This window comes from Ruegeria sp. BHSA162 (genome assembly GCF_059613385.1).
The window spans coordinates 1-24,757 of record NZ_JBXWSK010000050.1 but is presented as its reverse complement, the minus strand read 5'-3'; the positions used below and the strand labels follow the sequence as shown (position 1 = coordinate 24,757).

Sequence of the window (24,757 nt, the reverse complement as noted above, 5' to 3'; positions counted from 1 at the left end):
CGAAGACAAGTGGCGTCCGGTCGTGGACGCGGCAACGAAGTGAGCCACCTCATTGACTGACGCGAATACGCCAGCCATTGCCTGCCAGTCTCTCTGGCAGGTTTTTGGCCAAGGCGCAGAAAAAGCCCTGACCGACGCGTTGTCTCGGTCAGGGAACGACGCCGACAAGGCCGCCGCCGATTTGCGCGAACAGGGGTTCATCCCGGCTGTTCAGGATGCAAATTTCGAAGTCCGCGATGGTGAATTGTTCGTCATCATGGGTCTGTCGGGGTCCGGCAAGTCGACCCTGATCCGTTGCATCTCGCAACTGTTGCCCGGTACGGGTGGCGAGATCCGCATCGACGGCGACAACGTGATGGGTGCCCCGAAGAAGCAGCTGACCGAACTGCGCCGCAAGAAACTGGGCATGGTGTTCCAGCATTTCGGACTGTTCCCGCACATGACGGTGGCCGAGAACGTCGCCTATCCGCTACGCGTGCAGGGTGTGGGCCGCAAGGAACGCCTGGCCCGCGCGCAGGAAGTCATTTCGCTGGTGGGGCTCGAGGGCCGCGAGGACAGCTTTCCCCGGCAACTGTCGGGCGGTCAGCGTCAGCGCGTGGGCATCGCCCGGTCTTTGGCAGTGAACCCCGACATCTGGTTCTTGGACGAGCCGTTCTCGGCCTTGGACCCGTTGATCCGGCGGCAGCTGCAGGACGAATTCCTGCGCATTCAGGCGACGCTGAAGAAATCCATCGTCTTCATCACGCATGATATTCAAGAAGCGCTAAAGCTGGCGGACCGCATCGCAATCATGCGGGACGGCAAGATTGTGCAGATCGGCACGCCGACGGATATCGTTCTGCGCCCCGTCGACGACTATGTGCGCGAGTTCTCAAAGGACGTGGCCAAGGGCCAGCACGCCAAAGTCGCCTCGGTCATGCAAGCGGGCGAGGCCGAGCGCGGTCCCGATGACCCTGGCCTGACAACAAAGATGACATTGGACGCGGCGCTGGCGCGCTGTATGGCATTGTACGAGCCCGTTCCGGTGCATGACGAAACCGGCGCGATCGTCGGCACCGTGCACCCCTCGGATCTGGCCGCAGCCCTGCAGGTGGATGACGCATGACCGTCGTCGCCGATGTTCCCAGACCCACTCGGATTCACCTGACAGCCGGAGCGCAGGCGGCCCTGATCACGCTGATCGTGGGCGCGCTGTGTCTGGCGCTTGAGCCGCACGCGCCCTGGCTCGTCAAATGGCCTGCGTCATGGGAAGTGCCAGCCACACAATGGGTGGGCGCCTTCCTCGACTGGTTTCTGAACGCAATCAAACCTGCGGCCCGGCTGTTTTCCGACCTGATGGCCTATCCGATGAACTGGGCCAATTTCGTGCTGGGCCACACGCCCTGGCCGATCCTGATCGGGCTGGTGACGGCACTCGGCTGGTATCTGGGTGGGTTGCCCATGGCGGCGCTGGGCTTTCTGGGCCTAAGCTTCGTGCTGGCCTCGGGCTATTGGGCCGAGAGCATGAACACCTTGGCGCTGGTGGCTGTTTCGGTCCCGGTCGCGCTGATCGTTGGCAGTGCAATTGGCATTCTGGCCAACGAAGTGCCTCGGGTGAAATCAGTGGTTCAGGCGGTGTTGGACATCATGCAGACTGTACCGACCTTTGCCTATCTGACGCCGTTGCTCCTGCTGTTCGGTTTTGGCCCTGTGGTGGGGCTGATCGCCTCGGCCATCTATGCAGCGCCGCCGATGGCGCGCAACGTGATGCTGGGGCTGGAGCGCGTGGAGCCCGAGATCAAGGAAGCCGCCATCATGTCGGGCGGCACCCGGTTCCAGCAGCTGTTCCAGGTGGAAATCCCGGCGGCGGCGACGCAGATCATGGTGGGTGTGAACCAGTGCCTGATGGCGGCCCTCTCGATGGTGATCATCGCAGCGGTCATCGGCGGGTTCAATGACATCGGTTGGGAGGTCCTGCTGACCATGCGCAAGGCGCAGTTCGGTGAATCTCTGCTGGCCGGCATGGTGATCGTTGTCTTTGCCGTGGTGATTGACCGAATGAGCGGCACCCTAGCCACTGAACGCAATCGTCACGACAACCGCGTTGTCTGGGCGGTTATTGGCTTTGCGGTCCTGTTTACGCTGCTGTTCTGGGCGCGGCTGCCCAACCCGTCCGAGCTGACGCTGCTGGATCCGGTCGCGCAGGCGGTGGACACCGGCCTGACAGCCTTTACCCAGAATAACGGGCCGTGGCTGGATTCGCTCAAGAACAACTCGATGTTCTATGTGCTGCTGCCGCTGCGGATCGGTCTGAGTCAGGCGGTTCTGCCCTTTACCTGGGGGTTCCAGTGGACCCCGGGCATGAGCTATGGCCTGTTCGCCGCCGGTGCGGTGATCGCCTTGCTGATGGCGTGGCGCGGGCACCTGACTGGCGGTCTGGTCACGCTGATCCTGATCGGCATGCTGGAAACCGGCATCGCGAACCTGCCATGGCCCTTCGTGCTGACCGGCGCGGCGGCGTTGGGCTGGGTGGCGGGCGGTTGGCGTCTGGCGGCGTTATCGGTGGCGCTGCTGAGCACGATCCTGATCTCGGGCCTGTGGGAGAGAGCGCTGCTGTCGCTCTATCTCAGCGGTGCGGCGGTGTTCTTCTGCGCCGTTGTCGGCGGGCTGATCGGCCTCGCCAGCGCGGTCTGGTCGCCGGTCTGGAAGATCGTGCGCCCGATCTGCGACATGCTGCAGACGATTCCCCTGTTCGTGTTCCTGATCCCGGTGCTGATGGTGTTCCAGATCGGCGAGTTTTCGGCCTTTCTGGCGATCTGCGCCTATGCGATCGTGCCAATGATCCGCTACACCCGTCACGGTCTGGTCAACACCCCGGACGAGATGATGGAGGCTGCGATCGCCAGCGGCGCGACCGAGTGGCAGATCATGCGCGACGTGCGTGCGCCCTATGCTGCACCCACGATCCTGCTGGGGCTGAACCAGACGATCCTTTACGCCTTTGCGATGCTGGTGATCGCGGCGCTGATCGGCACGACCGGTCTGGGCCAGTCGATCTATCTGGCGCTGGGGCAGGCAGATGTGGGGCTGGGCATTTCGGCCGGGGCGGCGATGGCCATTCTGGCGCTGGTCGCCGACCGCATGGTTCAGGGATTTGCCGAGGAACGCCGCAAGGCGCTGGGCCTGTAGCCTTGGATCGGGGGCGGCGCAGCTGCCCCCGACCACACTTGATTTCGGACAAGGACCGGGGCCGTTTCCCCCGGTATCTCGGGCGCAAAACAGGCGGAGATGACCATGGCCGGTTGGGGCGCTTTTGTTGCTGCACTTCTGATCTTTCTGCTGAGCCACGCCATTCCGGCGCGTCCGGCAGTGCGTGGCCGGCTGATCGGGTTGATGGGGCGCGGGCCCTATTTCGCGGTCTATTCGGCACTGTCACTGGCAGTTCTGGCCTGGCTGATCGTGGCCGCGGCCGATGCGCCTTATGTCGAGGTGATCCCACCGCTGGCGATCCTGCGCTGGATGCCGCTGCTGGTTATGCCCGTCGTCTGCTGGCTGGCGGTGGCCGGGCTGGCGGCGACCAACCCCTTTTCCTTCGGCGGCCTGGGACGCCGCCCGTTCAACCCCGAGCAGCCCGGCATCCTGCGCACCTCCCGTCACCCGATCTTGCTGGCGATGATGCTGTGGGCGCTGGCGCATCTGCTGGCCAATGGCAGCCTGGCGCATGTGGTTCTGTTTGGCCTGTTCGCGGGTTTCGCCTGGATGGGCATGGCCCTGATCGACAGGCGCAAGGCGCGCGAGATGGGGGCCGATTGGACGCGCCTGTCGCGCAACACAGCACGCCTGTCGCTGCGGCTGCCAAGCCCCTGGCCGCGGCCTTGGGTCTGGTTGGTGGCGGGGCTGGCCTATGTCGCGCTGTTGCACCTGCACGCGCCGGTGATCGGAGTGTCTCCGCTGCCTTGATGCGGGTGCTGGCAGGGGCGCCTCATGCGTGCTAATTGAAACAACAAGATGAAACCCAGAAAGGTCTGCCGATGCACTTGGCCTACGTCACCACCACCGATCGCGGCGCAACCGACCGCCTGCTGAGCGCGGTAGCCGAACATCTGCTGGCCAAGGGCGCCCGTCTGGCCGGTGTGGTTCAGACCAACACCGAATGCGCCGACAGCAGCAAATGCGACATGGACCTGCGCGTGCTGCCGGATGGCGAGACCATCCGTATCTCGCAATCGCTGGGCAGCCAATCGCGCGGGTGCCGGTTGGACCCCGCCGCGTTGGAGCATGCGGTGGGCTATGTGACTGCTTCGCTGGCCGACCGTCCGCAACTGCTGATCGTCAACAAGTTCGGCAAGCACGAGGCCGATGGCCGCGGGTTCCGCCCCGTCATCGCCGAAGCGCTGGCGCTGGATATCCCGGTGCTGGTCGGGGTCAACGGCCTGAACCGTGACAAGTTCGTGGATTTCACCGATGGTTCTGCGCAGTCGCTTGAACCCGATCTGGACACCATCGAGGCCTGGTTCGACAGCGTCGCCAACCTGCGGCCTGCGGCCGAATAACTGCTTTCCCGACGTAATGTCCTGAAAACCGGGCTTGTTCCCTGTCGCCCCGGCTGCAATCTTCTGCCCCGGATGGGAGGAGGATCAGCCATGTGGCAGAACTGGGCAGGCAACCAGACCAGCCAAATACGGCCCAAGCGGCCGATCACGACCGAAGACCTACAGCAACTGATCGCCTCGGCCGAAACCCTGCGTCCGGTCGGGGCAGGGCATTCCTTCACACCGTTGGTTCCAGGGGCGCAACAGATCATTGACCTGACCGCCTTGGACCTGCCCGCCGTAACAAGGGTCGACGACGGGCGGGCCTGGGTCAACGCCAATGCCCGGCTGCGCGATCTGTCACCGGCATTGGCCCGGCACGGCACGGCCTTCCGCAACTTGGGTGATATCAACGTGCAGACTCTGGCCGGCGCGGCGGCCACGGCAACCCACGGCACCGGGCGCACCCTGCCGTGCCTGTCTGCCGAGATCACTGCAGCCCGGCTGATCGGCGCTGACGGACAGACCCTGACCACCGACGACATTCCACTGAACATGGTGCAGGTATCGTTGGGGATGCTGGGCATCGTGACCGAGGCGCAGATCAACGTCGTGCCGAAATACAACCTGCGCCGCCGGGTGCGTCTGTCAGACCTGCAGGACACACTGGAGCGCATGCACCAGCATTGGGACGAAAACAGGAATTTCGAGTTCTTCTACATCCCCTTCACCGGCAAGACCGTTGAAATCCGGCATGACATAACCGACGCGACCGAGACCCGCGCGCCGCGCGATCTGGACATGATCGCCGTCAAGGTTCTGAAGCTGGCGCGCAATGCGGGCCGGCTCAGCCCCGGTTTGCGGCGCGCCCTGCTGCGTCTGCTGACCTTGGCCCAATCCGACGAGGACTACACTGGCGAAAGCTGGCGTGTGTTGTGCAGCGACCGGCATATCCGGTTCAAGGAAATGGAATACCACCTGCCGCCGGAAAACGCCCGTGACGTGCTGTCAGAGGTGATCCGACGGTTGGAGCGTGACCACGCCGACATCTATTTCCCGATCGAGGTGCGGCAGACCGCAGGCGACGACGGCTGCCTGTCACCGTTCCGGGGTGGCCCGCGGGTATCGGTCGCCATCCACACCGATGCGAAGGAAGGCCATCTGCGCTATTTCGAGGCGATGGAGCCGCTGTTCCTGCAGGCCGGCGGTCGCCCCCATTGGGGCAAGTTGCACAGCCTGACCTGTTCCGATCTGTCGCGCCTCTATCCCGATTTCGATGCCTTCTGCACATTGCGTGAAAAGCTGGACCCAAAGGGCAAGTTCCTGACGCCTGCGCTGGCCCGGATGTTTCGCCCATGACCGCAGAGTATCTTGAACATCTCGCCCAAGTGCTGCGTGATCATGGCGTCGATCGGCCGGTTGCCGTCGTCGATCTGGACCGGGTCGAGGCGAATTGTGACGCTGCCCGCGCGGGGTTGGGCCACGGCCTGCAGGTCCGGTTGGTGGCCAAATCGCTGCCGTGCCTGCCTCTGCTGGACCATATCCGCGCCCGGATTCCGACATCAGGCCTGATGAGCTTTTCCGAACCCATGTTGTCGGCCCTGCTGGCCGCCGAGCCGGAAACCGATCACCTGCAGGGCAAGCCGCTGCCGGTGACGGCCGCCCGGCGGATTCTTGAGACGCATCCTGACGCTGCCCGGCGGGTGCAGTGGCTGATCGACACGCCACAGCGGCTGGACGCGTATCTGTCGCTGACCGCTGACACGGGCCAAACCTTGCGCCTGTCGCTCGAGATCGACGTGGGCCTGCACCGCGGCGGGTTGACCCCCGATCAGGTCGCAGGCGTCGCGGCACGGATCGCGGATCGCGCCCATGTCACACTGTCGGGCGTGATGGGGTACGAGGTGCATCTGGCCAAACTGCCTGCGCCGCTCCGACACCGCGCGCGGCGAGCCAGTGCCAAAGCCTTTGGGCAAGCGGTCGCTGCGCTGGGGCAGGGGGCGCAGGGGCTGTGCCTGAACACCGGTGGTAGCCTGACCTTTCAGGACCCGGCCACGCGAACCCCGGCGACCGAGGTCGCCTTTGGGTCGGTTCTGGTGAAACCTTCGGATTTTGACCACGCATCGACGAAGGCATTTTTGCCCGCCCTGTTCCTGGCCACACCGATCCTCAAGGTCATGCCGCGCAACCCGGTGCCGGGGATCGACATGCCCGGCCTGCGCCGGTCCAACCTCGCCATTTCCGGTGGTCACTACCTGGCCAGACCCGTCTGGCCCGACGGGTTCGGCTATTCCGGTGTTTTCGGGCGTTCAAGCAATCAAGAGGTCTGGGTGGGTCCCAAAACAACCAGGGCGCAGCCCGGCGATATCGCCTTGCTGCGCCCCAGTCAGAGTGAAGCGGTTTTGAACCAGTTCGGCACGGTTCTGGCACTGCGGCAGGGGCGGGTCGTGGCCGAATGGGCCTGCCTGCCCAACTGACGCGGGTCAGATCGCCAGATATTCCTCGCGCAGCTGGGTGTTTTCCAGCACTTCGTCGGCGGTGCCGTCAAACACGATGCAGCCGGTGTCCAGAATGATTGCCCGGTCGGCCAGTTGCAGCGCGCGCACCGCGTTCTGTTCGACGATGATGGTGGTCATGCCCTGCTGCTTGATGTGGATCAGCGTCTTTTCGATCTCGTCCACGATCACCGGGGCCAGCCCCTCGTAGGGTTCGTCCAGCAGCAGCACCTTGATGTCCCGGGCCAGCGCCCGGGCGATGGACAGCATCTGCTGTTCGCCGCCCGAAAGGGTCACGCCCTCCTGCTTGCGTCGTTCGCCCAGACGCGGGAACAGCTCGTAGATCCGTTCCAGCGACCAGCCGATCGGGGGGGCGATCTGGGCCAGCTGCAGGTTCTCCTCGACCGTCAGGCCGGGGATGATCCGCCGATCCTCGGGCACAAGACCCAATCCGGCGGCGGCGGCCTCGTAGCTGGTCATGTTGTGCAGCGGCTTGTGGTCCAGCCAGATCTCTCCGTGGCGCACCTCGGGCTCGCCCACCCGCGCGATCGAGCGCAGGGTCGAAGTCTTGCCCGCCCCGTTCCGCCCCAGCAGAGCCAGGATCTCGCCTTCGTGGACGTTGAAGCTGACGCCTTGGACGATGTAGCTTTCGCCATAATACGAATGCATGTCCCACACCGACAGAAACGCGGGCGCGGTGCTGGCCATGTTGGCGTTTTTCGAAAAGTCAGGTTTCTCGTTCATAGCTTTTCCTCACGCCGCCTCGCCCAGATAGGCCTCTCGGACCTTGGGGTTTCCGCGGATGTTTTCGGGGGTGTCTTCGACCAGCGGCGTGCCCTGCGCCAGAACGGTGATCCGCTCGGCCAGGCTGAACACCACATGCATGTCGTGCTCGATGATCGCGATGGTGATGTCGCGTTCATCCTTGATCTGTTTCAGCAGGTCGATGGTGTTGTTGGTGTCGGCCCGTGCCATGCCGGCCGTAGGCTCGTCCAGCAGCAGCAGGCGCGGCTTCTGGCTGAGACACATGCCGATTTCGAGCCGCCGCTTGTCGCCGCGCGACAGCGAGGCTGAATGCATGTGCCGCTTGTCGGCCATATTCATCTCTTCCAGCATGGCCTCGGCCTGTTCGACCACCTCTTTTTCGTTGGCGATGGTCTCGTAGGCGTGCATGCGGAATGCCCCGTCGCGCATCGCGAAGATCGGGATCAGCATGTTTTCCATCACGGTCAGTTCGCCAAAGATCTCGGGCGTTTGGAACACCCGGCTGATGCCCATCTGGTTGATCTGGTACGGCTCGCGCCCCAGCACAGACTGGTTGTCGAACAAGACCGAACCAGTATCCGGGATCAGCTTGCCCACCAGGCAGTTCAGCAGGGTGGACTTGCCCGCCCCGTTGGGGCCGATGATCGCATGGACCGAGTTTTCCTCGACGCTCAGGTTCACGTCCGTCAGGGCCTTGAGGCCGCCGAAGCGCTTGCTGACATCTTTTACTTTCAGAATTGCCATTGACGCGTTTCCTTATTCTGCCGGCTCGGTTTTGCCCTGGCGGGTGTCATCCCCGCCAACGCTTTTGCGGCGGATCCAGTTCAGCAACCGCTGACCGCCCTCGACCAGCCCGCCGGGCAGGTAGATAACCACCAGCATGAACAGGATGCCCAGGGTCAGGTGCCAGCCCTTGCCGATGAACGGGTGGATGATGAACACCACCGCGTCCTCAAGCCCGTCAGGCAGGAAGGCGAACCAGCTGTGCAGCACGTTGTCGTTGATCTTCGAGAAGATGTTCTCGAAATATTTGATGAAGCCCGCGCCCAGAACCGGTCCGATCAGGGTGCCGGTGCCGCCCAGGATGGTCATCAGAACGACCTCGCCCGAGGCGGTCCACTGCATCCGTTCTGCGCCGGCCAGCGGGTCCATTGCGGCCATCAGGCCACCGGCCAGCCCGGCATACATGCCCGAGATCACGAAAGCGGCCAGAGTGTATGGCTTGGAGTTCAGCCCGGTATAGTTCATCCGCTGCTGGTTCGACTTCACCGCGCGCAGCATCATGCCGAAGGGCGAACGGAAAATGCGGATCGCCAGGTAGAACACCACCATCATGATCACTGCGCACAGATAGTAGCCCGCGTTGAAGTCAAAGCTCCACGCGCCCACATCCATCGTGTAGGTCGCGCGCATCGGCAGTCCGAACAGATGCGGCAGATCGGGCGCATTGGCCCCCTGCAGGATCTGCGGGTCGTCGGCATAGACCTGCAGGCCGGTTTCCCCGTTGGTCAGGTTGAACTTGGGGTTCGACAGCACCGAATAGGCCAGCGCAAAGCTCATCTGCGCGAAGGCCAGCGTCAGGATCGAGAAGTAGATCCCCGACCGGCGCAGGCTGACATAGCCGATCAGCACCGAGAACAGCCCGGCGACCACGACGCTCAGCGCGATGGCCGGGATGACGTTGTAGCTGAGCAGTTTGAACATCCAGACGGCCGAGTAGGAACCCACCCCAAGAAAGGCCGCGTGGCCGAAGGACAGGTATCCGGTCAGGCCGAACAGAATGTTGAACCCGATGGCAAAGATGCCGAAGATTACGAACCGCTGCATCAGGTCCGGATAGCCCGCGTTGAACTGCGCCATGGCGCTGTCAGTGGGGAAGGGGTTCAGGATGAAGGGGGCCAGCAGCGTCAGGATTGCGACGACGATCAGCAGGCTTGTGTCTTTTTTGTTCAGTCCCAGCATGGGTTATTCCTCCATCACGCCTTTGCGGCCCATCAGACCCCGCGGACGGGTCAGAAGAACGATGATGGCGACAAGGTAGATGATGATCTGGTTGATGCCCGGGATCGTGGTGGTCGCCCAGGTGGTCGAGGCAAAGCTTTCAAGGATGCCCAGAAGGAACCCGGCCAGAACCGCGCCGGGCAGCGAGCCCATGCCGCCGACTACGACGACCACGAAGCTGAGCACAAGGAAATCCATGCCCATATGATAGTTGGGCGGGTTCAGCGGCCCGTACATCACGCCCGCAAGCCCAGCCACCGCGGCTGCGATGCCGAACATGATGGTGAACCGTCGGTCGATGTTGATGCCCAGAAGGCCCACGGTCTCCCGGTCGGCCATTCCGGCGCGCACGACCATGCCGAACGTGGTGAACTGCAGGAACGAGAACACGCCTCCGATGATCACGACCGCGAACAGGAAATAGACCAGACGCCAGATCGGATAGATGATCGCGTTGGGATCGAACCCCAGCGCCACGCCCAGATCGACGGACCCGCTCAGTGCCGCAGGCGGCGGGGTCTGGATCGGGTTGGCGCCGAAGAAATACTTGATGATCTCTTGCAGAACGATGGCCAGGCCGAAGGTCACAAGGATCTGATCTGCATGGGGACGCTTGTAGAAATGCTTGATCAGGCCGCGTTCCATCACGTAGCCGACCATCAACATGATCGGGATGGCAAACAGGATGGCCAGTGGCACGGACCAGTCGATGATGGTCGCGCCCAGTTCGGGGCCGAACCAGCTTTCGACATAGGGGGTCTTCACCTTCAGCGGGTTGCCCAGAAAGTCGGTCTGGGTCTCGTCGACCACCTCGTAGCTGAGGTTGAAGATCTTCTGAAGCGTGACGGCACAGAAGGCGCCGATCATGAACAGGGCCCCGTGGGCAAAGTTCACCACGCCGAGCGTGCCGAAGATCAGCGTCAGCCCCAGCGCAATCAGCGCATAGGCCGAGCCCTTGTCCAGCCCGTTCAGAATTTGCAGTAGGATTGCGTCCATTGTCCTTACCTTTGACTGGTCCCGGCAGCTCTCCCCGGTCGTCTGACCGGAGAGAGCCGTTTTGAGGACTCAGGGGTTTTCTTGCGAAAAACCGAGTGTCGGGGTTACGCGCCCGGGTTGCACTTGCCCAGTTCGCCGCCGGCGAACATCGGGTGATCCGGATCGTACTCGACCTGCGCCCGCGGAGTGATCTCGACGATCTCCAGCGTGTCATAGGCGTTGGTCGGGTTTTCGTTGCCGCGCACGACCAGCACATCCTTGAAGCACTGGTGGTCGGCACCGCGATACCAGGTCGGGCCGTTGCCCAGACCGTCGAACTCGAAGTCCTCGAGAGCTTCGACCACGCCGCACGGGTTGAAGGTGCCTGCGCGCTCGCAGGCATCCGCGTACAGCAGTACCTGGGCATAGCAAGTCTGAGCCGAGTTCGACGGCGGCTTGCCGTACTTCTCGCCGAAGGACTTCACGAAGGCCTTGGTGCCCTCATCCTGCAGCTGCCAGTTCCAGTTCATCGAACCCAGAACGCCTTTGATGTTCTCGCCAGCGCCGGCGGCCATCAGTTCCGAGTACAGCGGAACGACGATCTTGAAGTCCTTGCCGTTTACGACCTTGTCCAGCAGGCCGAACTGGATCGCGTTTGTCAGCGAGTTGACCATGTTGCCGCCGTAGTGGTTCAGAACCAGCACGTCCGCGCCCGAGTTCAGAACCGGCGCGATGTAGGACGAGAAGTCGGTCGAGGCCAGCGGGGTCTTGACAGTGTTGACCGTCTCCCAGCCCATCGCTTCGGTCGAAGCCACGATCGACTCTTCCTGGGTCCAACCCCAGTTGTAGTCGGCGGTCAGGTGATAGGCACGGCGTTCGGTGCCCATTTCCTTGGCCAGCACCGGCGCCAGAGCGGCACCCGACATGTAGGCGTTGAAGAAGTGACGGAAGCCGTTCGCCTTCTTGTCCTTGCCGGTGGTGTCGTTGGCGTGGGTCAGGCCGGCCATGAAGATCACGCCCGCCTCCTGGCAGAGGCCCTGAACCGCAACGGCCACGCCCGAGGACGAGCCGCCGTTGATCATGATCGCGCCATCCTTTTCGATCATCGACTTGGCCGATGCACGGGCAGCGTCGGACTTGGTCTGCGTGTCGCCGGTGACGAACTCGACCTTCTTGCCAAGGATGCCGTTCCCCTTCAGCGCCTTCGACGTGAAGGTGTTCAGGCAGCCGCCGTCGCCTTCACCATTCAGATGCTCGACCGCCAGCTGCTGCGCCAGAAGTTCGTCATTGCCTTCTTCGGCATAGGGGCCGGTCTGCGGCACGTTGAAGCCCAGCGTGACTGATCCGCCAGTGGGTTCGTTGGTATAGGCCGCGGCCGACGAGGCCGTGAAGATCGTCGGCAATGCCAGACCGGCGCTTGTGACGGCACCAGACTTCAGCACGCCGCGACGCGTGACAGATTTGTTTGACATGAATTCCTCCCAATTAGCAGGCTACGCCCTCGGGCTCCTCTTCCGTCGGGTAAAACGCAACCTGCGCAGGGCAAGTATGAGGGGCAGAATGAAAATTCCCCAACAAGTCCCTAGAAATGAAATATTATTTTGTAAATTCTTGAACTCTTTGATTTATGAATTTGTAAATTTTTGGAACTGGAAGATGATAAGCTGCTCATTGGAAAGGATGAGTCAGAAAATCCCGTTTCGATACAAGCATCGGGTGTCTCGACGCAACCGCCAGTCCCACGCCGTCCGATGTCCGGCCGTTGATGCTCGGGGCATCGCATGATCTCCGGGCACTCAACCTTTGCCTGAATTTCCTCGCAGAATCGAGGGCAAACGCAAGGGACCACCTGGACAAATCCGGTGTGCAATATCCATCTGTGTTCTGATTTGCGGAAGAAAATGGTGGGCGACCCTGGAATCGAACCAGGCGTGCGTCTCCGCGAGGGAGTTACAGTCCCCTGCCACACCTTGCGGCCTGTCGCCCACTGTCAGGCGTTGCACCTGACGTGGAGGCGTGATTACTAGCGCTCAAAAGGAGCGTCAACAGGAAAATTCCGCTTTGGCGCAGGAAACATTGTTCCCGGCCCGGAGGCCAGTAAAATGAAGAAACCGAAGTGGGTGATCGAGAAAGAGCAGGCGCGCAAAGCGGCGGCTTCCGAAACCGTTTGGTTATTCGGATTGCACGCCGTGCGTGATGCGTTGATGAACCCCAAACGGCAGAAACTGCGCCTGATCGTGACCCGCAACGCGCAGGACAAGCTGGCGGATGCGATCGCGGAATCGGGCATGCAGGCTGAGCTCGTCGATCCGCGAAAATTCAACGCGCCAATCGACTCGGGCTCGGTGCACCAAGGCGCGGCGCTTGAAGTCAAGCCGCTGGAATGGGGCGGTCTGGCCGAGAATTGCATCGGGCGCGAAAACCCTCGGGTGCTGCTGTTGGACCGCGTGACCGATCCGCACAATGTGGGCGCGATTCTGCGCTCGGCCGAGGTTCTGGGCGCCAGCGCGGTCATCGGCACGCGCCACCATTCGGCGCCGGAAACCGGTGCGCTGGCCAAGACCGCCAGCGGTGCGTTGGAACGCCAACCTTATCTGCGGGTGCGTAACCTGGCTGATGCGATCGTCGAGTTGCAGAATATGGGGTTCCTGGTTCTGGGCCTGGATGGTGAGGCCGAACAGACCATCGAGGCCGCTTTGGAGGGCAAGCGCGATCGGCCGGTTGCGCTGGTTCTGGGCGCCGAGGGGCCGGGGTTGCGGCAAAAGACCAAGGAAACGGTGGATATGCTTGTCAAAATTGACGCAGCGGGCGGTTTCGGATCGCTGAACGTCTCAAATGCCGGGGCGATTGCCCTATATGCTTCTCAGCCGCATTGAGAGGAGAGACCCATTCCCGCCCCATCCAAGATTGCTACGTGCTGCTACTGCGGAACCCGCGCGGCGCTGGTCCTCAAGGGGCGCCAGCGGCACGAACTCAGCTGTTCCAGTTGCGGTGCCCCACTGCATAACCTGAAGATGATCCCTGTAAAAAAGGCTTCGGATCCACAGCCGCGACACAGCATTCCAATGCAAAAGCCCAAAAAGAAGAGCTACAAGAAAAAGAAAAAAGGCCTTTTCTCGCGCGTTCTGGACGAAGCTTGGGATGTGATCGAGGACGTGTTCGACTGAGCCCTTTCCGACACGACCCTTCACAACTGCGTCAAATGGGTTTCGCGGCGCGTCAAAAGTTGCATCTTATAGCGTCTGTAAAACACAACCCGTGAAATCTGATGCTATCCCGACGATCCGTACTTGCCGGTCTTACCTTTTCAATCGCTTGTCCGCTGACATTGCGGGCGCAGACCGCCCCGGTATTCTATTCCGCAAAAGGTGCGGCCATTACCGGTTATGACGCGGTCAGCTATTTTCGAGATGGCGGCCCGGTTCAAGGGCGACCCGACATTGCGGTGATGTGGAAGGGCGCTACCTGGCGGTTTGCCTCGCAGGAGAACCGAGAGGCGTTCGAACTTAATCCGCGTGCCTACGCGCCGAGGTTCGGCGGATATTGCGCCTATGCCATGGCCTATGGCGAGCTGACCAGCACGGACCCGATGGCGTGGAAGATCGTAGGCGGCAGGCTGTATCTGACGCATTCCCTCGAGATCGAAAAGATGTGGCTGACGGACACGACCGGCTTCATCCAGAAGGCCGAGAAAAACTGGCCGGCGATCCTGTACGGTTGACAGGCAGATTCCCGCTTATCCGCTCGTGTCATCACAAAAATGCGCGCGACCTCTTTTTTTTCCGAAACTCATGCCTAAATGTCACAGTGACCGCGGAACGGAACTGCCGCGGGTCATTTCACTGTCCCTCGTTCCAACAACTGGCGCCCAAGGTATCCTTGGGCGCTTTTTTCTTTTCCAAGTCACGGCTAGGCTGCAGCCATGACTGAGTATTCCGATGACTTCCTCAGATCCGTCCTGAAACGCACCAAGGTGGTTGCGGTCGTTGGCGTGTCGATGAACCCGGTGCGGCCCAGCTATTACGTTGCGCGCTACTTGTCGCTCAAGGGGTACAGGGTGATTCCGGTCAATCCTGGCCATGCCGGAGCCGATCTTTTTGGTGAAACTGTTCGGGCCTCGTTGTCCGAAATCAGTGAACCCGTTGACATGGTAGATATTTTTCGCAGGTCCGAAGCCGTTCCTCCGATCGTGGATGAAGCGCTGGCTGCATTTCCCGACCTGCGCACGATCTGGATGCAGATCGGTGTTGAAAACGCCGAGGCCGCCGCGGTGGCGCAGGCGCGCGGTGTCGATGTCGTCATGAATCGCTGCCCCAAGATCGAATATCAGCGCCTGTTCGGCGAGCTGCGCATGGGCGGGTTCGCCACCGGCATCATCTCATCAAAACTCTGACCGCTCAGTTCACCGCAACGGCGTTGATTTCCGCAAGCTGCTCTTGCCGCCGTTTCTCCAGCACGATGTCGCGCGGGACCCAGTCATAGCGTGTGTCCTCGCGCAATGGACTCCAAAACAGGACCCCTCCATAACGCCATGGGTCCAGAACGACACCGTCGTACATCGAATCACCGCGTCGGCTGATTATTGCCGTGCTGTGATCGATTCGGAACGGGTTGTCGGCGTTGGCGATCGCGCGGTGCAGGGTCAGCGTGCGAAAGTTCTCCTGCTTCAAGCGCCGTTCGATGTCTTCGGCCCAGTGCCAGCACAGCCCGCGCGGGCGCAGCCCTTTGTTGACCTTGGCGTTATGGATCAGAGGGGGGTCTGTGATCTGGTATTCCTGCGCCAGCTGCGCGGTATAGGCATAGGTGACGCGGGCCGCGCGCTGGGCCTCTTCCGGGTCGACCTCGGGCCCCAGCGCCTGGATCTGGGCTGCAAGCCGCGCGACGTCGTCGCTGCGAGCGGGCGGCGCGGATGAGCATGCGCCAAGCCCCAGAATGGCCAGCGTCGTCAGTGCCCAGATCATGGGTTTGAACATGCCTGTGTCCCTCGTCGCCCCTGCGCCCGGCAGGCGCTTCGGTCAATCAGTATAGGGCGCGGACGCTATTGGTGAAAGCCGGGTCTCAGCCCCGGTCGCGTGCGGCCTTTTCGGCGATGCCGCTGGTGCCCTGCCGCCTGGCAAGCTCGGCCAGAACGTCTTCCAGCGCCACGTCGCGCGCGGCCAGCATGACCAGCAGGTGATACAGCACATCGGCGGCCTCGGATGTCAGCCGGTCGCGGTCACCCTTCACGGCTTCGATGATCGCCTCCACGGCCTCTTCGCCAAACTTCTCGGCGCATTTCTCGGGGCCTTTGGACAGCAGCTTGGCGGTCCAGCTTGATTCGGGGTCCGCGCCCTTGCGGGATGCGATCGTGGCGGCCAGCTCGTTCAGTATGCTCATGTCAGCCTCATGGGGATACCCGCGGATGCCATGTGCTCTTTGGCCTCGCGGATCGTGTATTCGCCGAAGTGAAAGATCGAGGCCGCAAGCACCGCGCTGGCTCCGCCTTCGGTCACGCCTTCGACCAAATGATCCAGATTGCCCACGCCGCCCGAGGCGATCACCGGCACGTCGACCGCGTCCGAGATGGCGCGGGTGAGGGGAATGTTGAACCCCGCCTTGGTGCCGTCGCGGTCCATCGAAGTCAGCAGAATCTCACCCGCCCCCTTGGCGACGACGGTCTTGGCGAACTCTACCGCGTCGATGCCGGTGGGTTTGCGTCCGCCGTGGGTGAAGATCTCCCATTTGCCGGGGCTGACGGTTTTGGCGTCGATGGCGCAGACGATGCACTGGCTGCCGAACTGGTCGGCAGCCTCGGCGATCACGTCGGGGTTGGCCACGGCGGCCGAGTTGAAGCTGACCTTGTCGGCCCCCGCCAGCAACAGCGCGCGCACGTCTTCCTTGGTGCGCACGCCGCCACCCACCGTCAGCGGTACGAAGCACTGCTCGGCCGTGCGCTGAACCACGTCGAACATGGTGCCGCGGTTTTCGTGGGTGGCGTGGATGTCGAGAAAGCAGATCTCGTCAGCGCCGGCGGCGTCATAGGCCTTGGCCGATTCCACCGGATCGCCCGCGTCGCGCAGGCCCACGAAATTCACGCCCTTGACCACGCGGCCATCGGCGACATCCAGACAGGGAATGATGCGGGTTTTCAGCATGGTTTGTCCTTTGTTGCCGCACCTCTACCGGCAAAGCCCCGCCGATGCCAGAGTTGTGATTGTCCTGCGCCCGGAACCTCGTGAAACTGAAGCGGATTTCAGCAGGAGGTGAAAACCATGCGCAACTTGTTTCTTACAACCGCTTTCATTCTGTCCGGTGCGACGTGGGCGATGGCCGACGACATCATCAAGGTTCCCACCGACAAATCCGTGACCGAGGCCATCGACGCGCTGCAGGCCGCCGTCGAAAATGCAGGCGCGACCGTATTTGCCCGCGTTGACCACGCGGCCGGTGCGCACAAGGTCGACATGACGATACCGCCCAATCAGGTCTTGATCTTCGGAAACCCGGCTCTGGGAACGCCCGCCATGCAGATCGACCCGCGTGCGGGATTGTTCCTTCCGCTCAAGGTGCAGGCCTATGAGGATGCCGACGGCCAGGTCTGGTTGGCCTACGAGGATCCCAAGGAAACCATGGACGAGCTTGATGCGGTGGAAAAATCCCCGGTGATCGACAAGATGCGCGGTGCGTTGAGCAAGCTGACGGATGCCGCAGCCAACTGATCGGCGTCATCCCTGAGAAGCGCGTGCGATCCGTTTCATGCAATTGCGCACGATCAGAATGTGAAGGGGCATGATCACCGTCAGATAGATCCGTCCCAAACGATTGTGAGTCCGCACCCAGGTTGCCATGACTACGCGGTCTTTGTCGCGATGCACGGCGATGCGGAAATCCAGATGGCGGTCATCGATTCCCACGATGACCTCTGTCTCATCCCTGTAGGTCACGGGAAAAATCGCGCCGGTGCCTGCGTCGGGCGAGCCATTGTCGGTGTTCAAGTGCTTGCCGCCCTTCAAGCCGAATGGGGCAACGATTGCGTTCCGGATTCCCATCAGGATCTTCACCCACCCCGGCATGTTCAGACCGATTTTCATCGCGTCAAACGGTGCAAGGTCGCTTTGGACCGAGTACCCATCAACAAAATCACCCGGAGTGAACAGCGACCACAATTCAGACTGCTCGGGCAGAACCTGTTTGCGGACCGCTTGCAATATCCTAACCCTTCAACGCCGCCAGGGCTTCGCGCAGATCCAGCGCGCCGTCATAGAGCGCGCGGCCTGAAATCGCGCCGTTCAGGTTTGCGCCGCAGTCGCGCAAGGCGATCAGGTCGTCCAGCGAGCTGACCCCGCCGCTGGCGATCACCGGGATCGAGACTGCACGGGCCAGATCGGCCGTGGCTTCGACATTGGGGCCTTGCATCGCGCCGTCGCGGTTGATGTCGGTGTAGATGATCGCCGCCACGCCCGCGTCTTCGAAGCTGCGCGCCAGGTCGGTCACCATCACGTCGGTTTCCTCGGCCCAGCCCTTGGTGGCGACACGTCCGTTGCGCGCGTCGATGCCGACGGCGACCTGGCCGGGAAAGGCCTTGGCTGCCTGACGGACCAGATCGGGGTTTTCCACGGCAACCGTGCCCAGAATCACCCGGGCCAGGCCTTTGTCCAGCCAGGTCTCGATAGTGGCCATGTCGCGGATGCCGCCGCCCAACTGGGCCGGTACGTCGCAGGACTTCAGGATCGCCTCGACCGGGGCGGCGTTCACGGGTTCCCCGGCGAAAGCGCCGTTCAGGTCCACCAGATGCAGCCATTCGCAGCCGGCCTCGACAAAGGCGCGGGCCTGGGCGGCGGGGTCTTCGTTGAAGACCGTGGCCTTGTCCATCTCGCCGCGCAGAAGGCGCACGGCCTGGCCGTCTTTCAGGTCGATTGCGGGATAGAGGATCATATCGGGCGGCCTTTTCGTGACTGGTACTGGCGCGGGATATGGCACAGGCGGGGCAGGGGATGCAACGCGACGCAAAGTCAATCTTGCCCGAACGGGTGCCGGCGGTCAGACTGCCTGCAAAACAGGGAGGATACCATGAACAAACTTGCTCTGGCCGCTGCGGCTGCACTTGTCACCGTGGCCACCGGCGCGCGCGCGGATGACCCGGTCGACGGGCTTTGGAAAACCCAGCCGGGGGATACCGGCGGATATCTGCACGTCTCGATCGGGCCTTGCGGCAGCGCCGTTTGCGGCACCATCGACAGCGCCTTCGACAAGGACGGAAACCAGCAGCTGGATTACGAGAACCTGGGCAAGAACATCATCTGGGACATGGTCGCGGATGGCGGCGGCAGCTATAGCGGCGGCAAGATCTGGGCGCCGGACCGGGACAAGACCTACAATTCCAAGATGTCGCTGGACGGTCAGAACAAGCTGACGGTCAAGGGTTGCGTCGCGGGCGGCCTGATCTGTCGCGGTCAGACCTGGACCCGCGTACAGTAACCGGTCAGGGGGCCCAGGTCAGGAAGTTCCCGATCATCCGCAGGCCCACATCCTGGCTTTTTTCAGGGTGAAACTGCATCCCGATCATCGTGTCTCGGCCGATCACGGCCGTGACCGGCCCTCTATAGTCCACATGGGCCAGGCGTTGCGCCGGATTGGCGACGCGGAAATGGTAGGAGTGGACGAAATAGACGTGGTCGCCTGAGGCGACGCCGTTGAACACCGGGTGCTCGCTCTCGATCACCAGATCGTTCCACCCCATATGCGGAACCTTCAGCGCCCGGTCTTCGGGCTCGATCCGCACCACGTCCCCGGTCACCCAATTCAGGCCCGGCGTGTCGGTATATTCGCGGCCCGTGGTCGCCATCAGCTGCATGCCGACGCAGATGCCCAGAAACGGGCGGCCCTTCTGCTCGACCGCTTCGACCATCGCATCATGGATGCCCTTGTGCCCGCGCAGCTCGGCCGCGCAGGCGGGAAAGGCGCCGTCGCCGGGCAGCACCAGCCGGTCGGCGCGCGCGACGACATCGGCATCCGAGGTCACGACGACCTCACCCGCGTCCAGCTCGCGCGCCATGCGTTGAAACGCCTTTTCCGCCGAGTGCAGGTTGCCGCTTTCGTAGTCGATGATCGCGGTCAGCATCTATAGCGCGCCCTTGGTGGACGGAATCGCATCCCCCTTGCGCGGGTCGGTCTCGACCGCATGACGCAGGGCGCGGGCGACGGCCTTGAACGCCGCTTCGGCGATGTGGTGGCTGTTGAAGCCGTGCAACTGGTCGATATGCAGGGTGATGCCGCCATGGGTGGCCAGCGCCTGAAAGAACTCGCGCACCAACTCGGTGTCGAAACTGCCGATCTTGGGCGTCGGCAGGTCCACGTTCCACACCAGAAACGGTCGGCCCGACAGGTCCAGCGCGCAGCGCACCTGCGCATCGTCCATCGGCAGATGGCACTCGCCATACCGCCGGATGCCTTTCTTGTCCCCCAGCGCCTGCGTCAGCGCCTGACCCAACGCGATGCCGGTGTCCTCGACCGTGTGGTGGTCGTCGATGTGATAATCGCCTTTGGCCCGGATCGTCATGTCGATCAGCGAATGCCGCGCCAGCTGGTCCAGCATGTGATCGAAGAACCCCACATCGGTCTGGTTGTCATAGGTGCCGGTGCCGTCGAGGTTGACCTCGACCGTAATCGCGGTCTCGGCGGTCTTGCGGCTGATCGAAGCTGTGCGCATTGGCGAAATCCTCTTGCTACAGGGGCGCTTATAGACGGGGACGGGCGGCCTTATCCAGCCCGATCATTGCAATCGCAGCAAACTGTTGCAGGGGATTGCGCCCGGGCGCGGGGCGTGCCAGCCTGCGCCAAACGGAAGCAACAAGGCCACGAAATGTCCACCTGCGTTTTCATCCAGATCCGCTGCAAGCCCGGCACCACCTACAAGGTGGCCGAAGAGATCGCTCTGCGCGAAATCCACTCGGAACTCTACTCCACCAGTGGTGAATATGACCTGCTGCTCAAGCTTTACATCCCCGAAACCGAGGATGTTGGCCATTTCATAAATGAACACCTTCTGGTCATTCCGAACATCGAACGGTCGTTGACAACAATGACCTTCAGGGCGTTCTAAGGTTCAGCCAAGTTCGAACGTCGTCACGCCGAACACGCGGTTCAGGTCGATATCCGGCTCGTGGTCGGAATACATGCGCGCGGTTTCAAAGACTTTTTCCAGGCCCAAAGCGTCAGCCAGTGCAAAGGCCGCCGCGTTGGGCTGTGGCATGTCGACATAGACCTCAGAACTGTGGTGATCAGCGGGAACTTCGGCCAAGACCGCAGCCAGAAGCGCCTGCGCGATGTCCGGATCGTCGGCGAACAGCGGCCCTACCTTGTAGCCATTCAGGCAGGAGCGCAGAGTTGCATACCCGGCGATGCGACCTTTCTGGATACAAACACGCGAGATATGGCCCGGTGCGCTCAGCCACTCCGTCAGAAAGGCATCCCGATGCGCGGGGAACAGGGCACGGTCATAGATGCGAAGGTCTTCGGACAGGCCACCGAGGGGCGCAACCTCGATACTGGTCTTGGGTAGGCTGGAGAGGGTGCCTGACACTGTGCCGGAGAACCGATAATTGTTGTAGGCGAAGACAAAGCCCGACTTGCGGTAGTTGTCCTGTTGTTCGACCACCCCGTCCAAACCCATGTTTCGCCCCGTACAATGCGCCAGGGCGTGCTGGGCGATTTCCAGACCATGACCGGATCCGCGAAACTCGGGCCGCACGATATAGAAACCCAGAAACGAAAACGCGTCGTCGTAGTTCACGGCTGAAACCGAGGCGATCATCTCGCCATCCAGAAACCCGCCCAGAAATCCGTCGGGGTCGGTCGAGCGAAAACAGATTGCGTCCTCATGACCCGGATTCCAACCCTCGCGTCCGGCCCAATCCACTGCGTGGCGCAGTTCTTCGGCGGTCAGCGTACGGATTTGGTAGTCTGACATCGGGGCATCCATCTGATTGCTGCATGTCAGAACAGAATGGCGCAGGACCGACCGATCCGCCAGTGCTTGTTGTGGGAAGGTGGATATCTGGAGCGGGCGATGAGATTCGAACTCACGACCCTAACCTTGGCAAGGTTATGCTCTACCCCTGAGCTACGCCCGCAATCAGATATCTTGTGCGACCTTTCGGTCCTCGTTGGAGCGGGCGATGAGATTCGAACTCACGACCCTAACCTTGGCAAGGTTATGCTCTACCCCTGAGCTACGCCCGCGCCGTCGAGTGAGGCGTGAACTATAAATTCTGGCGGAAAGCTGCAAGAGGAAAAACGCACTTGGCCGGAAAAAAATTTGCGACGGAAAAGGTGTGCTGAGCCGTTGAAACCTACAGCCACGGATATTGACAACGGTGGAGACGGAGGGATGAACAAGGTTGAGAACATAAAACTGACTGCGTTGGTCGGAGCCATGCTTCTGAGCCTCTTTGCAGGTCAGTTGAGAAACGAGCAAGCCTATGAAGTTAATGATATTTTCAAACTGCCGCCCGAGGTCAATTCTCTCGAACTGAGTGGATAACAGCGGTTTCGTTCGAAGGCCAAATTTTGCCGTATTCGATAACTAGTATATGCATAATGCGAAATTTCTGCTCAAACTTGTGCCGGTTGGCGCAAGTATTTGGATACCTAAGAGGGGATTGGCATGCACTGGTTTATTTCTATGTCACGGGTTGTGGCGACATCTTTGTTGCTGACCGGGGCAGTTAGCTTCGTTGCGGTGTTGGCTACGCCAGATATCGCCATAGCCAAGAACGGGAATGGCAATGGAGGCGGAAATGGTAACGGTGGTGGAAACGGAAATAGTAACGGTGGCGGCAATGGAAATGGCAAAAGCGCCGAAAAATCCAGTGCCAGCCTCGGAGGATCTGCGCGCAGCACGAAGGGAGGGTCCGGCCAGGGCAAGGGTTTTCTCGCCGGTCTCGGTCTCGCTAAACCAAAGGCACAACGAAAGAACACCAAAACTACATCACGGACCAAAGGGCAGAACGGTTTTGCAGCCAAACTCGACGAATTCTTCACTGGAAAAAAGAAAGTCGAGAAGCCGATCCGTAAAGCGCGGGTAGCGGCGGCAGTTGTCGAGGAGCCGTATGTCAAACCAATCAAGCACGGCAAAATCGCGTCCGAGCTCAAGGGCTTGAATGCCGCGCACGCCAGCCAGACTGCCCTGATGAATGCGGCCCCGAACAGCATGCCGGGCAAGCTCTACAGCTATCAGCAGAGTATACTTGGTTTCTCTGGCGCGACAGAGGAGCTTGAAATGCGCGAACAGGAATTGTCCGAACTGGAAGGTCTGACCGAAGCGGAGATCGAGGACCAATTTGCGCCAACTGAAGAAGAAGCAGCCGAGGGCATCACCGCACAGGACAAATACGAGGATGCCGTGGCCGAAGCGGAGCAGGCTGTGACCGAAGCCGAAGAAGCCTTGGCAGGGGCGGACGATCCGCAGGAAGCACTGGATACCCTGACCGGTGGCCGTGACTTGTCCGATCCGGCACTTCATGAGCTGCACGATTTGTTGGGCTTGCCAGCGCCGATCGAGGAAGAGGTTTCGATTGACAGCACGCCGGGACAGTTGCCGCAGCAGCCCGTCGCGGAGTCCAGCGACGGTTGAACTAGCCTGTTCGGATGAAAAAAGGCGCGCTTGATGGCGCGCCTTTCTGTGTTTTGACGGTTTGGGTCACTCCAGCTCGACCAAAAGGTCCTTGGCGTCGATCTGGCCGCCGGGCTGGACATGCATCGCCTTCACGGTTGCGTCGCGTTCGGCGTGGATGCCGGTTTCCATTTTCATCGCCTCGATGGTTAGCAGAAGGTCACCTTCCTTGACCTCCTGCCCGGCGGTGACCGCCACAGTCGAAACCACGCCCGGCATCGGCGCGCCAACGTGGTTGGCGTTTCCGACCTCGGCTTTGGGGCGCTGGGCGGTCGAAGCTTGCACAAGGCGGTTGGGAACGCGGATGACGCGCGGTTGGCCGTTTAGTTCAAAGAACACTTTGACCTCTCCGTTCTCGTCCGTCTCCCCAATGGCCTGGCAGCGGATTTCCAGCGTTTTGCCCGGGTCGATCTCGGCCGAGATCTCCTCTCCCGGCTCCATTCCGTAGAAGAAGGTGCGGGTGGGCAGGGTGCGTACCGGGCCATAGATCCGGTGACGGCCCATGTAGTCCAGGAACACCTTGGGATACATCAGGTATCCGTTCAGGTCCTCGTCATCGACCTCCATGCCTTCCAGCTGTTTCGAGAGCTCCGCGCGGGTGGCCTCCAAATCAACCGGAGGCACGTCTTTGCCCGGCCGTTCGGTGTTCGGCTTTTCGCCTTTCAGCACCTTGGTCAAGATCGTTTCGGGGAAACCGCCCGGAGGCTGGCCCAGATTGCCGCGCATCATGTCGATGACTGAATCGGGGAAGGCCACGTCGGTCGAGGGATCCTCGACCTGCTCGCGGGTCAGGCCCTGACTGACCATCATCAGCGCCATGTCACCCACAACTTTCGAGGACGGCGTCACCTTGACGATGTCACCGAACATCTGGTTCACGTCCGCATACATCTGCGCGACTTCGTGCCAGCGTTCCTCCAGCCCCATCGAGCGCGCCTGCGCCTTGAGGTTGGTGAACTGGCCGCCCGGCATTTCGTGCAGATAGACCTCGGAGGCGGGGGCCTGCAGCCCGGATTCGAAGGCCGCGTATTGGCCGCGCACCGCCTCGAAGTAGTCGCTGATTTCGCGGATCGCCTTCACGTCCAACCCAGTGTCGCGGTCGGTGTGGCGCAGGGCCTCGACCACGGTGCCCAGCGTCGCCTGGCTGGTGTTGCCCGAGAAGCTGTCCATCGCGCAATCCACCACGTCCACGCCCGCCTCGCTGGCGGCCAGGATGGTGGCGCTGGCGATGCCGGCGGTGTCGTGGGTGTGGAAATGGATCGGCAGGCCGACCTCTTCCTTCAGTGCGCGGATCAGCACCCGCGCGGCGGCGGGTTTCAGCAGGCCGGCCATGTCCTTGAGGCCCAGAACATGGGCGC

General features: G+C 61.8%; 29 protein-coding genes and 3 tRNA genes. 15 read left to right on the top strand and 17 right to left on the bottom strand.

Going from position 1 to position 24,757, the window contains the following annotated elements; translation table 11 throughout:
• The first annotated feature begins 52 nt into the window (after positions 1-52).
• From AC2FM5_RS13720 to AC2FM5_RS13695, 6 genes are all read left to right on the top strand, one after another.
• Positions 53-1,105, top strand: a complete 1,053-nt coding sequence (locus tag AC2FM5_RS13720; RefSeq protein WP_093964806.1) for a quaternary amine ABC transporter ATP-binding protein — start codon at positions 53-55, stop codon at positions 1,103-1,105.
• Entirely contained in the window at positions 1,102-3,168 is a 2,067-nt protein-coding gene (locus tag AC2FM5_RS13715; protein ID WP_496736226.1) for an ABC transporter permease, read from the top strand. Before AC2FM5_RS13720 ends, AC2FM5_RS13715 begins: the two co-directional genes overlap by 4 nt.
• Before the next feature lie 105 nt (positions 3,169-3,273).
• Positions 3,274-3,939 carry an NnrU family protein gene (locus AC2FM5_RS13710; protein ID WP_170357258.1) on the top strand — a complete coding sequence of 222 codons (666 nt, stop codon included), beginning with the start codon at positions 3,274-3,276 and terminating at the stop codon, positions 3,937-3,939.
• 71 nt (positions 3,940-4,010) lie between these two features.
• The gene (locus AC2FM5_RS13705; RefSeq protein WP_496736229.1) at positions 4,011-4,532 is read left to right on the top strand and encodes a DUF2478 domain-containing protein; all 522 of its coding nucleotides are present in this window, start codon (positions 4,011-4,013) and stop codon (positions 4,530-4,532) included.
• Positions 4,533-4,622: 90 nt separating this feature from the next.
• Positions 4,623-5,870 carry a D-arabinono-1,4-lactone oxidase gene (locus AC2FM5_RS13700; protein ID WP_496736224.1) on the top strand — a complete coding sequence of 416 codons (1,248 nt, stop codon included), beginning with the start codon at positions 4,623-4,625 and terminating at the stop codon, positions 5,868-5,870.
• Positions 5,867-6,988, top strand: coding sequence for an alanine racemase (locus AC2FM5_RS13695; RefSeq protein ID WP_496736222.1), 1,122 nt, complete (start codon positions 5,867-5,869; stop codon positions 6,986-6,988). Before AC2FM5_RS13700 ends, AC2FM5_RS13695 begins: the two co-directional genes overlap by 4 nt.
• A gap of 6 nt (positions 6,989-6,994) precedes the next feature.
• On the opposite strand, the gene AC2FM5_RS13690 is transcribed toward AC2FM5_RS13695, so the two are convergent.
• The 6 genes from AC2FM5_RS13690 to AC2FM5_RS13665 all read right to left on the bottom strand — a co-directional run bounded on the left by AC2FM5_RS13690 (position 6,995) and on the right by AC2FM5_RS13665 (position 12,733).
• Positions 6,995-7,750 (bottom strand): ABC transporter ATP-binding protein, encoded by a 756-nt coding sequence (locus tag AC2FM5_RS13690; RefSeq protein ID WP_093964811.1) that lies wholly within the window; start codon positions 7,748-7,750, stop codon positions 6,995-6,997.
• A 9-nt stretch (positions 7,751-7,759) separates the two neighbouring features.
• On the bottom strand, positions 7,760-8,515 hold the full coding sequence (locus AC2FM5_RS13685) for an ABC transporter ATP-binding protein (protein ID WP_093964812.1): 756 nt from the start codon (positions 8,513-8,515) through the stop codon (positions 7,760-7,762).
• Between the two features lie 12 nt (positions 8,516-8,527).
• On the bottom strand, positions 8,528-9,733 hold the full coding sequence (locus AC2FM5_RS13680) for a branched-chain amino acid ABC transporter permease (RefSeq protein ID WP_496736219.1): 1,206 nt from the start codon (positions 9,731-9,733) through the stop codon (positions 8,528-8,530).
• Positions 9,734-9,736: 3 nt separating this feature from the next.
• Entirely contained in the window at positions 9,737-10,768 is a 1,032-nt protein-coding gene (locus tag AC2FM5_RS13675) for a branched-chain amino acid ABC transporter permease (protein WP_170340251.1), read from the bottom strand.
• A gap of 104 nt (positions 10,769-10,872) precedes the next feature.
• The gene (locus tag AC2FM5_RS13670; RefSeq protein ID WP_093964815.1) at positions 10,873-12,219 is read right to left on the bottom strand and encodes a substrate-binding protein; all 1,347 of its coding nucleotides are present in this window, start codon (positions 12,217-12,219) and stop codon (positions 10,873-10,875) included.
• Between the two features lie 430 nt (positions 12,220-12,649).
• Positions 12,650-12,733, bottom strand: a tRNA-Tyr gene (locus tag AC2FM5_RS13665).
• A 116-nt stretch (positions 12,734-12,849) separates the two neighbouring features.
• Between AC2FM5_RS13665 and rlmB the strand changes: the two genes are divergently transcribed.
• The 4 genes from rlmB (at position 12,850) to AC2FM5_RS13645 (ending at position 15,140) form a co-directional block, all read left to right on the top strand.
• Positions 12,850-13,623 (top strand): 23S rRNA (guanosine(2251)-2'-O)-methyltransferase RlmB, encoded by a 774-nt coding sequence (gene rlmB / locus AC2FM5_RS13660; RefSeq protein ID WP_170434617.1) that lies wholly within the window; start codon positions 12,850-12,852, stop codon positions 13,621-13,623.
• A gap of 12 nt (positions 13,624-13,635) precedes the next feature.
• Positions 13,636-13,914, top strand: coding sequence for a hypothetical protein (locus AC2FM5_RS13655; protein WP_170357913.1), 279 nt, complete (start codon positions 13,636-13,638; stop codon positions 13,912-13,914).
• A gap of 101 nt (positions 13,915-14,015) precedes the next feature.
• Positions 14,016-14,468: a YHS domain-containing (seleno)protein gene (locus AC2FM5_RS13650; RefSeq protein ID WP_170365708.1), complete on the top strand. Its 453-nt coding sequence runs from the start codon at positions 14,016-14,018 to the stop codon at positions 14,466-14,468.
• Between the two features lie 201 nt (positions 14,469-14,669).
• Positions 14,670-15,140 (top strand): CoA-binding protein, encoded by a 471-nt coding sequence (locus AC2FM5_RS13645; RefSeq protein WP_170390994.1) that lies wholly within the window; start codon positions 14,670-14,672, stop codon positions 15,138-15,140.
• A 4-nt stretch (positions 15,141-15,144) separates the two neighbouring features.
• Here AC2FM5_RS13645 and AC2FM5_RS13640 read toward each other — a convergent pair whose 3' ends face one another.
• The 3 genes from AC2FM5_RS13640 to hisF all read right to left on the bottom strand — a co-directional run bounded on the left by AC2FM5_RS13640 (position 15,145) and on the right by hisF (position 16,881).
• On the bottom strand, positions 15,145-15,720 hold the full coding sequence (locus tag AC2FM5_RS13640; RefSeq protein WP_244952321.1) for a hypothetical protein: 576 nt from the start codon (positions 15,718-15,720) through the stop codon (positions 15,145-15,147).
• Positions 15,721-15,805: 85 nt separating this feature from the next.
• Entirely contained in the window at positions 15,806-16,123 is a 318-nt protein-coding gene (locus tag AC2FM5_RS13635) for a phosphoribosyl-ATP diphosphatase (RefSeq protein ID WP_170357264.1), read from the bottom strand.
• Positions 16,120-16,881 carry an imidazole glycerol phosphate synthase subunit HisF gene (gene hisF, locus AC2FM5_RS13630; RefSeq protein ID WP_170340259.1) on the bottom strand — a complete coding sequence of 254 codons (762 nt, stop codon included), beginning with the start codon at positions 16,879-16,881 and terminating at the stop codon, positions 16,120-16,122. The genes AC2FM5_RS13635 and hisF overlap by 4 nt, the downstream gene beginning before the upstream one ends.
• Before the next feature lie 117 nt (positions 16,882-16,998).
• On the opposite strand from hisF, the gene AC2FM5_RS13625 reads away from it, so the two are divergent.
• On the top strand, positions 16,999-17,445 hold the full coding sequence (locus tag AC2FM5_RS13625; RefSeq protein WP_390895973.1) for a DUF302 domain-containing protein: 447 nt from the start codon (positions 16,999-17,001) through the stop codon (positions 17,443-17,445).
• A gap of 6 nt (positions 17,446-17,451) precedes the next feature.
• On the opposite strand, the gene AC2FM5_RS13620 is transcribed toward AC2FM5_RS13625, so the two are convergent.
• Together AC2FM5_RS13620 and hisA are read right to left on the bottom strand one after the other, a co-directional pair.
• On the bottom strand, positions 17,452-17,934 hold the full coding sequence (locus AC2FM5_RS13620) for a DUF2867 domain-containing protein (protein WP_496736214.1): 483 nt from the start codon (positions 17,932-17,934) through the stop codon (positions 17,452-17,454).
• A 4-nt stretch (positions 17,935-17,938) separates the two neighbouring features.
• Positions 17,939-18,661, bottom strand: a complete 723-nt coding sequence (hisA, locus tag AC2FM5_RS13615) for a 1-(5-phosphoribosyl)-5-[(5-phosphoribosylamino)methylideneamino]imidazole-4-carboxamide isomerase (RefSeq protein ID WP_170340263.1) — start codon at positions 18,659-18,661, stop codon at positions 17,939-17,941.
• A 135-nt stretch (positions 18,662-18,796) separates the two neighbouring features.
• Between hisA and AC2FM5_RS13610 the strand changes: the two genes are divergently transcribed.
• Positions 18,797-19,204 carry a DUF2147 domain-containing protein gene (locus AC2FM5_RS13610; RefSeq protein ID WP_496736212.1) on the top strand — a complete coding sequence of 136 codons (408 nt, stop codon included), beginning with the start codon at positions 18,797-18,799 and terminating at the stop codon, positions 19,202-19,204.
• Between the two features lie 4 nt (positions 19,205-19,208).
• On the opposite strand, the gene hisH is transcribed toward AC2FM5_RS13610, so the two are convergent.
• Together hisH and hisB are read right to left on the bottom strand one after the other, a co-directional pair.
• Positions 19,209-19,847: an imidazole glycerol phosphate synthase subunit HisH gene (hisH, locus tag AC2FM5_RS13605; protein WP_170371555.1), complete on the bottom strand. Its 639-nt coding sequence runs from the start codon at positions 19,845-19,847 to the stop codon at positions 19,209-19,211.
• Positions 19,848-20,435: an imidazoleglycerol-phosphate dehydratase HisB gene (gene hisB / locus AC2FM5_RS13600; protein ID WP_496736210.1), complete on the bottom strand. Its 588-nt coding sequence runs from the start codon at positions 20,433-20,435 to the stop codon at positions 19,848-19,850.
• Between the two features lie 153 nt (positions 20,436-20,588).
• Here hisB and AC2FM5_RS13595 point away from each other — a divergent pair, with 153 nt between their 5' ends.
• Positions 20,589-20,828, top strand: a complete 240-nt coding sequence (locus AC2FM5_RS13595; protein ID WP_170357271.1) for an Lrp/AsnC family transcriptional regulator — start codon at positions 20,589-20,591, stop codon at positions 20,826-20,828.
• A gap of 3 nt (positions 20,829-20,831) precedes the next feature.
• Here AC2FM5_RS13595 and AC2FM5_RS13590 read toward each other — a convergent pair whose 3' ends face one another.
• The 3 genes from AC2FM5_RS13590 to AC2FM5_RS13580 all read right to left on the bottom strand — a co-directional run bounded on the left by AC2FM5_RS13590 (position 20,832) and on the right by AC2FM5_RS13580 (position 21,967).
• Complete coding sequence (locus AC2FM5_RS13590) at positions 20,832-21,695, bottom strand: GNAT family N-acetyltransferase (RefSeq protein ID WP_496736207.1); 864 nt, start codon at positions 21,693-21,695, stop codon at positions 20,832-20,834.
• Positions 21,696-21,783: 88 nt separating this feature from the next.
• Positions 21,784-21,858, bottom strand: a tRNA-Gly gene (locus AC2FM5_RS13585).
• Between the two features lie 34 nt (positions 21,859-21,892).
• Positions 21,893-21,967, bottom strand: a tRNA-Gly gene (locus tag AC2FM5_RS13580).
• A 148-nt stretch (positions 21,968-22,115) separates the two neighbouring features.
• Here AC2FM5_RS13580 and AC2FM5_RS13575 point away from each other — a divergent pair.
• Both AC2FM5_RS13575 and AC2FM5_RS13570 read left to right on the top strand, forming a co-directional pair.
• Complete coding sequence (locus tag AC2FM5_RS13575) at positions 22,116-22,268, top strand: hypothetical protein (protein WP_170340270.1); 153 nt, start codon at positions 22,116-22,118, stop codon at positions 22,266-22,268.
• 123 nt (positions 22,269-22,391) lie between these two features.
• Positions 22,392-23,360 (top strand): hypothetical protein, encoded by a 969-nt coding sequence (locus tag AC2FM5_RS13570; protein ID WP_496736205.1) that lies wholly within the window; start codon positions 22,392-22,394, stop codon positions 23,358-23,360.
• Positions 23,361-23,426: 66 nt separating this feature from the next.
• Here AC2FM5_RS13570 and AC2FM5_RS13565 read toward each other — a convergent pair.
• On the bottom strand, positions 23,427-24,757 hold a 1,331-nt coding region (locus AC2FM5_RS13565), incomplete at its 5' end, for a hydroxymethylglutaryl-CoA lyase-like TIM-barrel protein (protein WP_496736203.1).

Bases quoted from the DNA above. Each gene is read 5' to 3' on its own strand.
- AC2FM5_RS13595 (WP_170357271.1), top strand. From the start codon at position 20,589: ATGTCCACCTGCGTTTTCATCCAGATCCGCTGCAAGCCCGGCACCACC.
- AC2FM5_RS13685 (WP_093964812.1), bottom strand. From the start codon at position 8,515: ATGGCAATTCTGAAAGTAAAAGATGTCAGCAAGCGCTTCGGCGGCCTC.
- AC2FM5_RS13710 (WP_170357258.1), top strand. From the start codon at position 3,274: ATGGCCGGTTGGGGCGCTTTTGTTGCTGCACTTCTGATCTTTCTGCTG.
- AC2FM5_RS13640 (WP_244952321.1), bottom strand. From the start codon at position 15,720: ATGTTCAAACCCATGATCTGGGCACTGACGACGCTGGCCATTCTGGGG.
- AC2FM5_RS13695 (WP_496736222.1), top strand. From the start codon at position 5,867: ATGACCGCAGAGTATCTTGAACATCTCGCCCAAGTGCTGCGTGATCAT.
- AC2FM5_RS13705 (WP_496736229.1), top strand. From the start codon at position 4,011: ATGCACTTGGCCTACGTCACCACCACCGATCGCGGCGCAACCGACCGC.
- AC2FM5_RS13700 (WP_496736224.1), top strand. From the start codon at position 4,623: ATGTGGCAGAACTGGGCAGGCAACCAGACCAGCCAAATACGGCCCAAG.
- AC2FM5_RS13715 (WP_496736226.1), top strand. From the start codon at position 1,102: ATGACCGTCGTCGCCGATGTTCCCAGACCCACTCGGATTCACCTGACA.
- AC2FM5_RS13650 (WP_170365708.1), top strand. From the start codon at position 14,016: ATGCTATCCCGACGATCCGTACTTGCCGGTCTTACCTTTTCAATCGCT.
- AC2FM5_RS13625 (WP_390895973.1), top strand. From the start codon at position 16,999: ATGCGCAACTTGTTTCTTACAACCGCTTTCATTCTGTCCGGTGCGACG.
- hisA (WP_170340263.1), bottom strand. From the start codon at position 18,661: ATGATCCTCTATCCCGCAATCGACCTGAAAGACGGCCAGGCCGTGCGC.
- hisH (WP_170371555.1), bottom strand. From the start codon at position 19,847: ATGCTGACCGCGATCATCGACTACGAAAGCGGCAACCTGCACTCGGCG.
- AC2FM5_RS13575 (WP_170340270.1), top strand. From the start codon at position 22,116: ATGAACAAGGTTGAGAACATAAAACTGACTGCGTTGGTCGGAGCCATG.
- AC2FM5_RS13645 (WP_170390994.1), top strand. From the start codon at position 14,670: ATGACTGAGTATTCCGATGACTTCCTCAGATCCGTCCTGAAACGCACC.
- rlmB (WP_170434617.1), top strand. From the start codon at position 12,850: ATGAAGAAACCGAAGTGGGTGATCGAGAAAGAGCAGGCGCGCAAAGCG.
- AC2FM5_RS13680 (WP_496736219.1), bottom strand. From the start codon at position 9,733: ATGCTGGGACTGAACAAAAAAGACACAAGCCTGCTGATCGTCGTCGCA.
- AC2FM5_RS13570 (WP_496736205.1), top strand. From the start codon at position 22,392: ATGCACTGGTTTATTTCTATGTCACGGGTTGTGGCGACATCTTTGTTG.
- AC2FM5_RS13675 (WP_170340251.1), bottom strand. From the start codon at position 10,768: ATGGACGCAATCCTACTGCAAATTCTGAACGGGCTGGACAAGGGCTCG.
- AC2FM5_RS13590 (WP_496736207.1), bottom strand. From the start codon at position 21,695: ATGTCAGACTACCAAATCCGTACGCTGACCGCCGAAGAACTGCGCCAC.
- hisF (WP_170340259.1), bottom strand. From the start codon at position 16,881: ATGCTGAAAACCCGCATCATTCCCTGTCTGGATGTCGCCGATGGCCGC.
- AC2FM5_RS13670 (WP_093964815.1), bottom strand. From the start codon at position 12,219: ATGTCAAACAAATCTGTCACGCGTCGCGGCGTGCTGAAGTCTGGTGCC.
- AC2FM5_RS13610 (WP_496736212.1), top strand. From the start codon at position 18,797: ATGAACAAACTTGCTCTGGCCGCTGCGGCTGCACTTGTCACCGTGGCC.
- AC2FM5_RS13635 (WP_170357264.1), bottom strand. From the start codon at position 16,123: ATGAGCATACTGAACGAGCTGGCCGCCACGATCGCATCCCGCAAGGGC.
- hisB (WP_496736210.1), bottom strand. From the start codon at position 20,435: ATGCGCACAGCTTCGATCAGCCGCAAGACCGCCGAGACCGCGATTACG.
- AC2FM5_RS13690 (WP_093964811.1), bottom strand. From the start codon at position 7,750: ATGAACGAGAAACCTGACTTTTCGAAAAACGCCAACATGGCCAGCACC.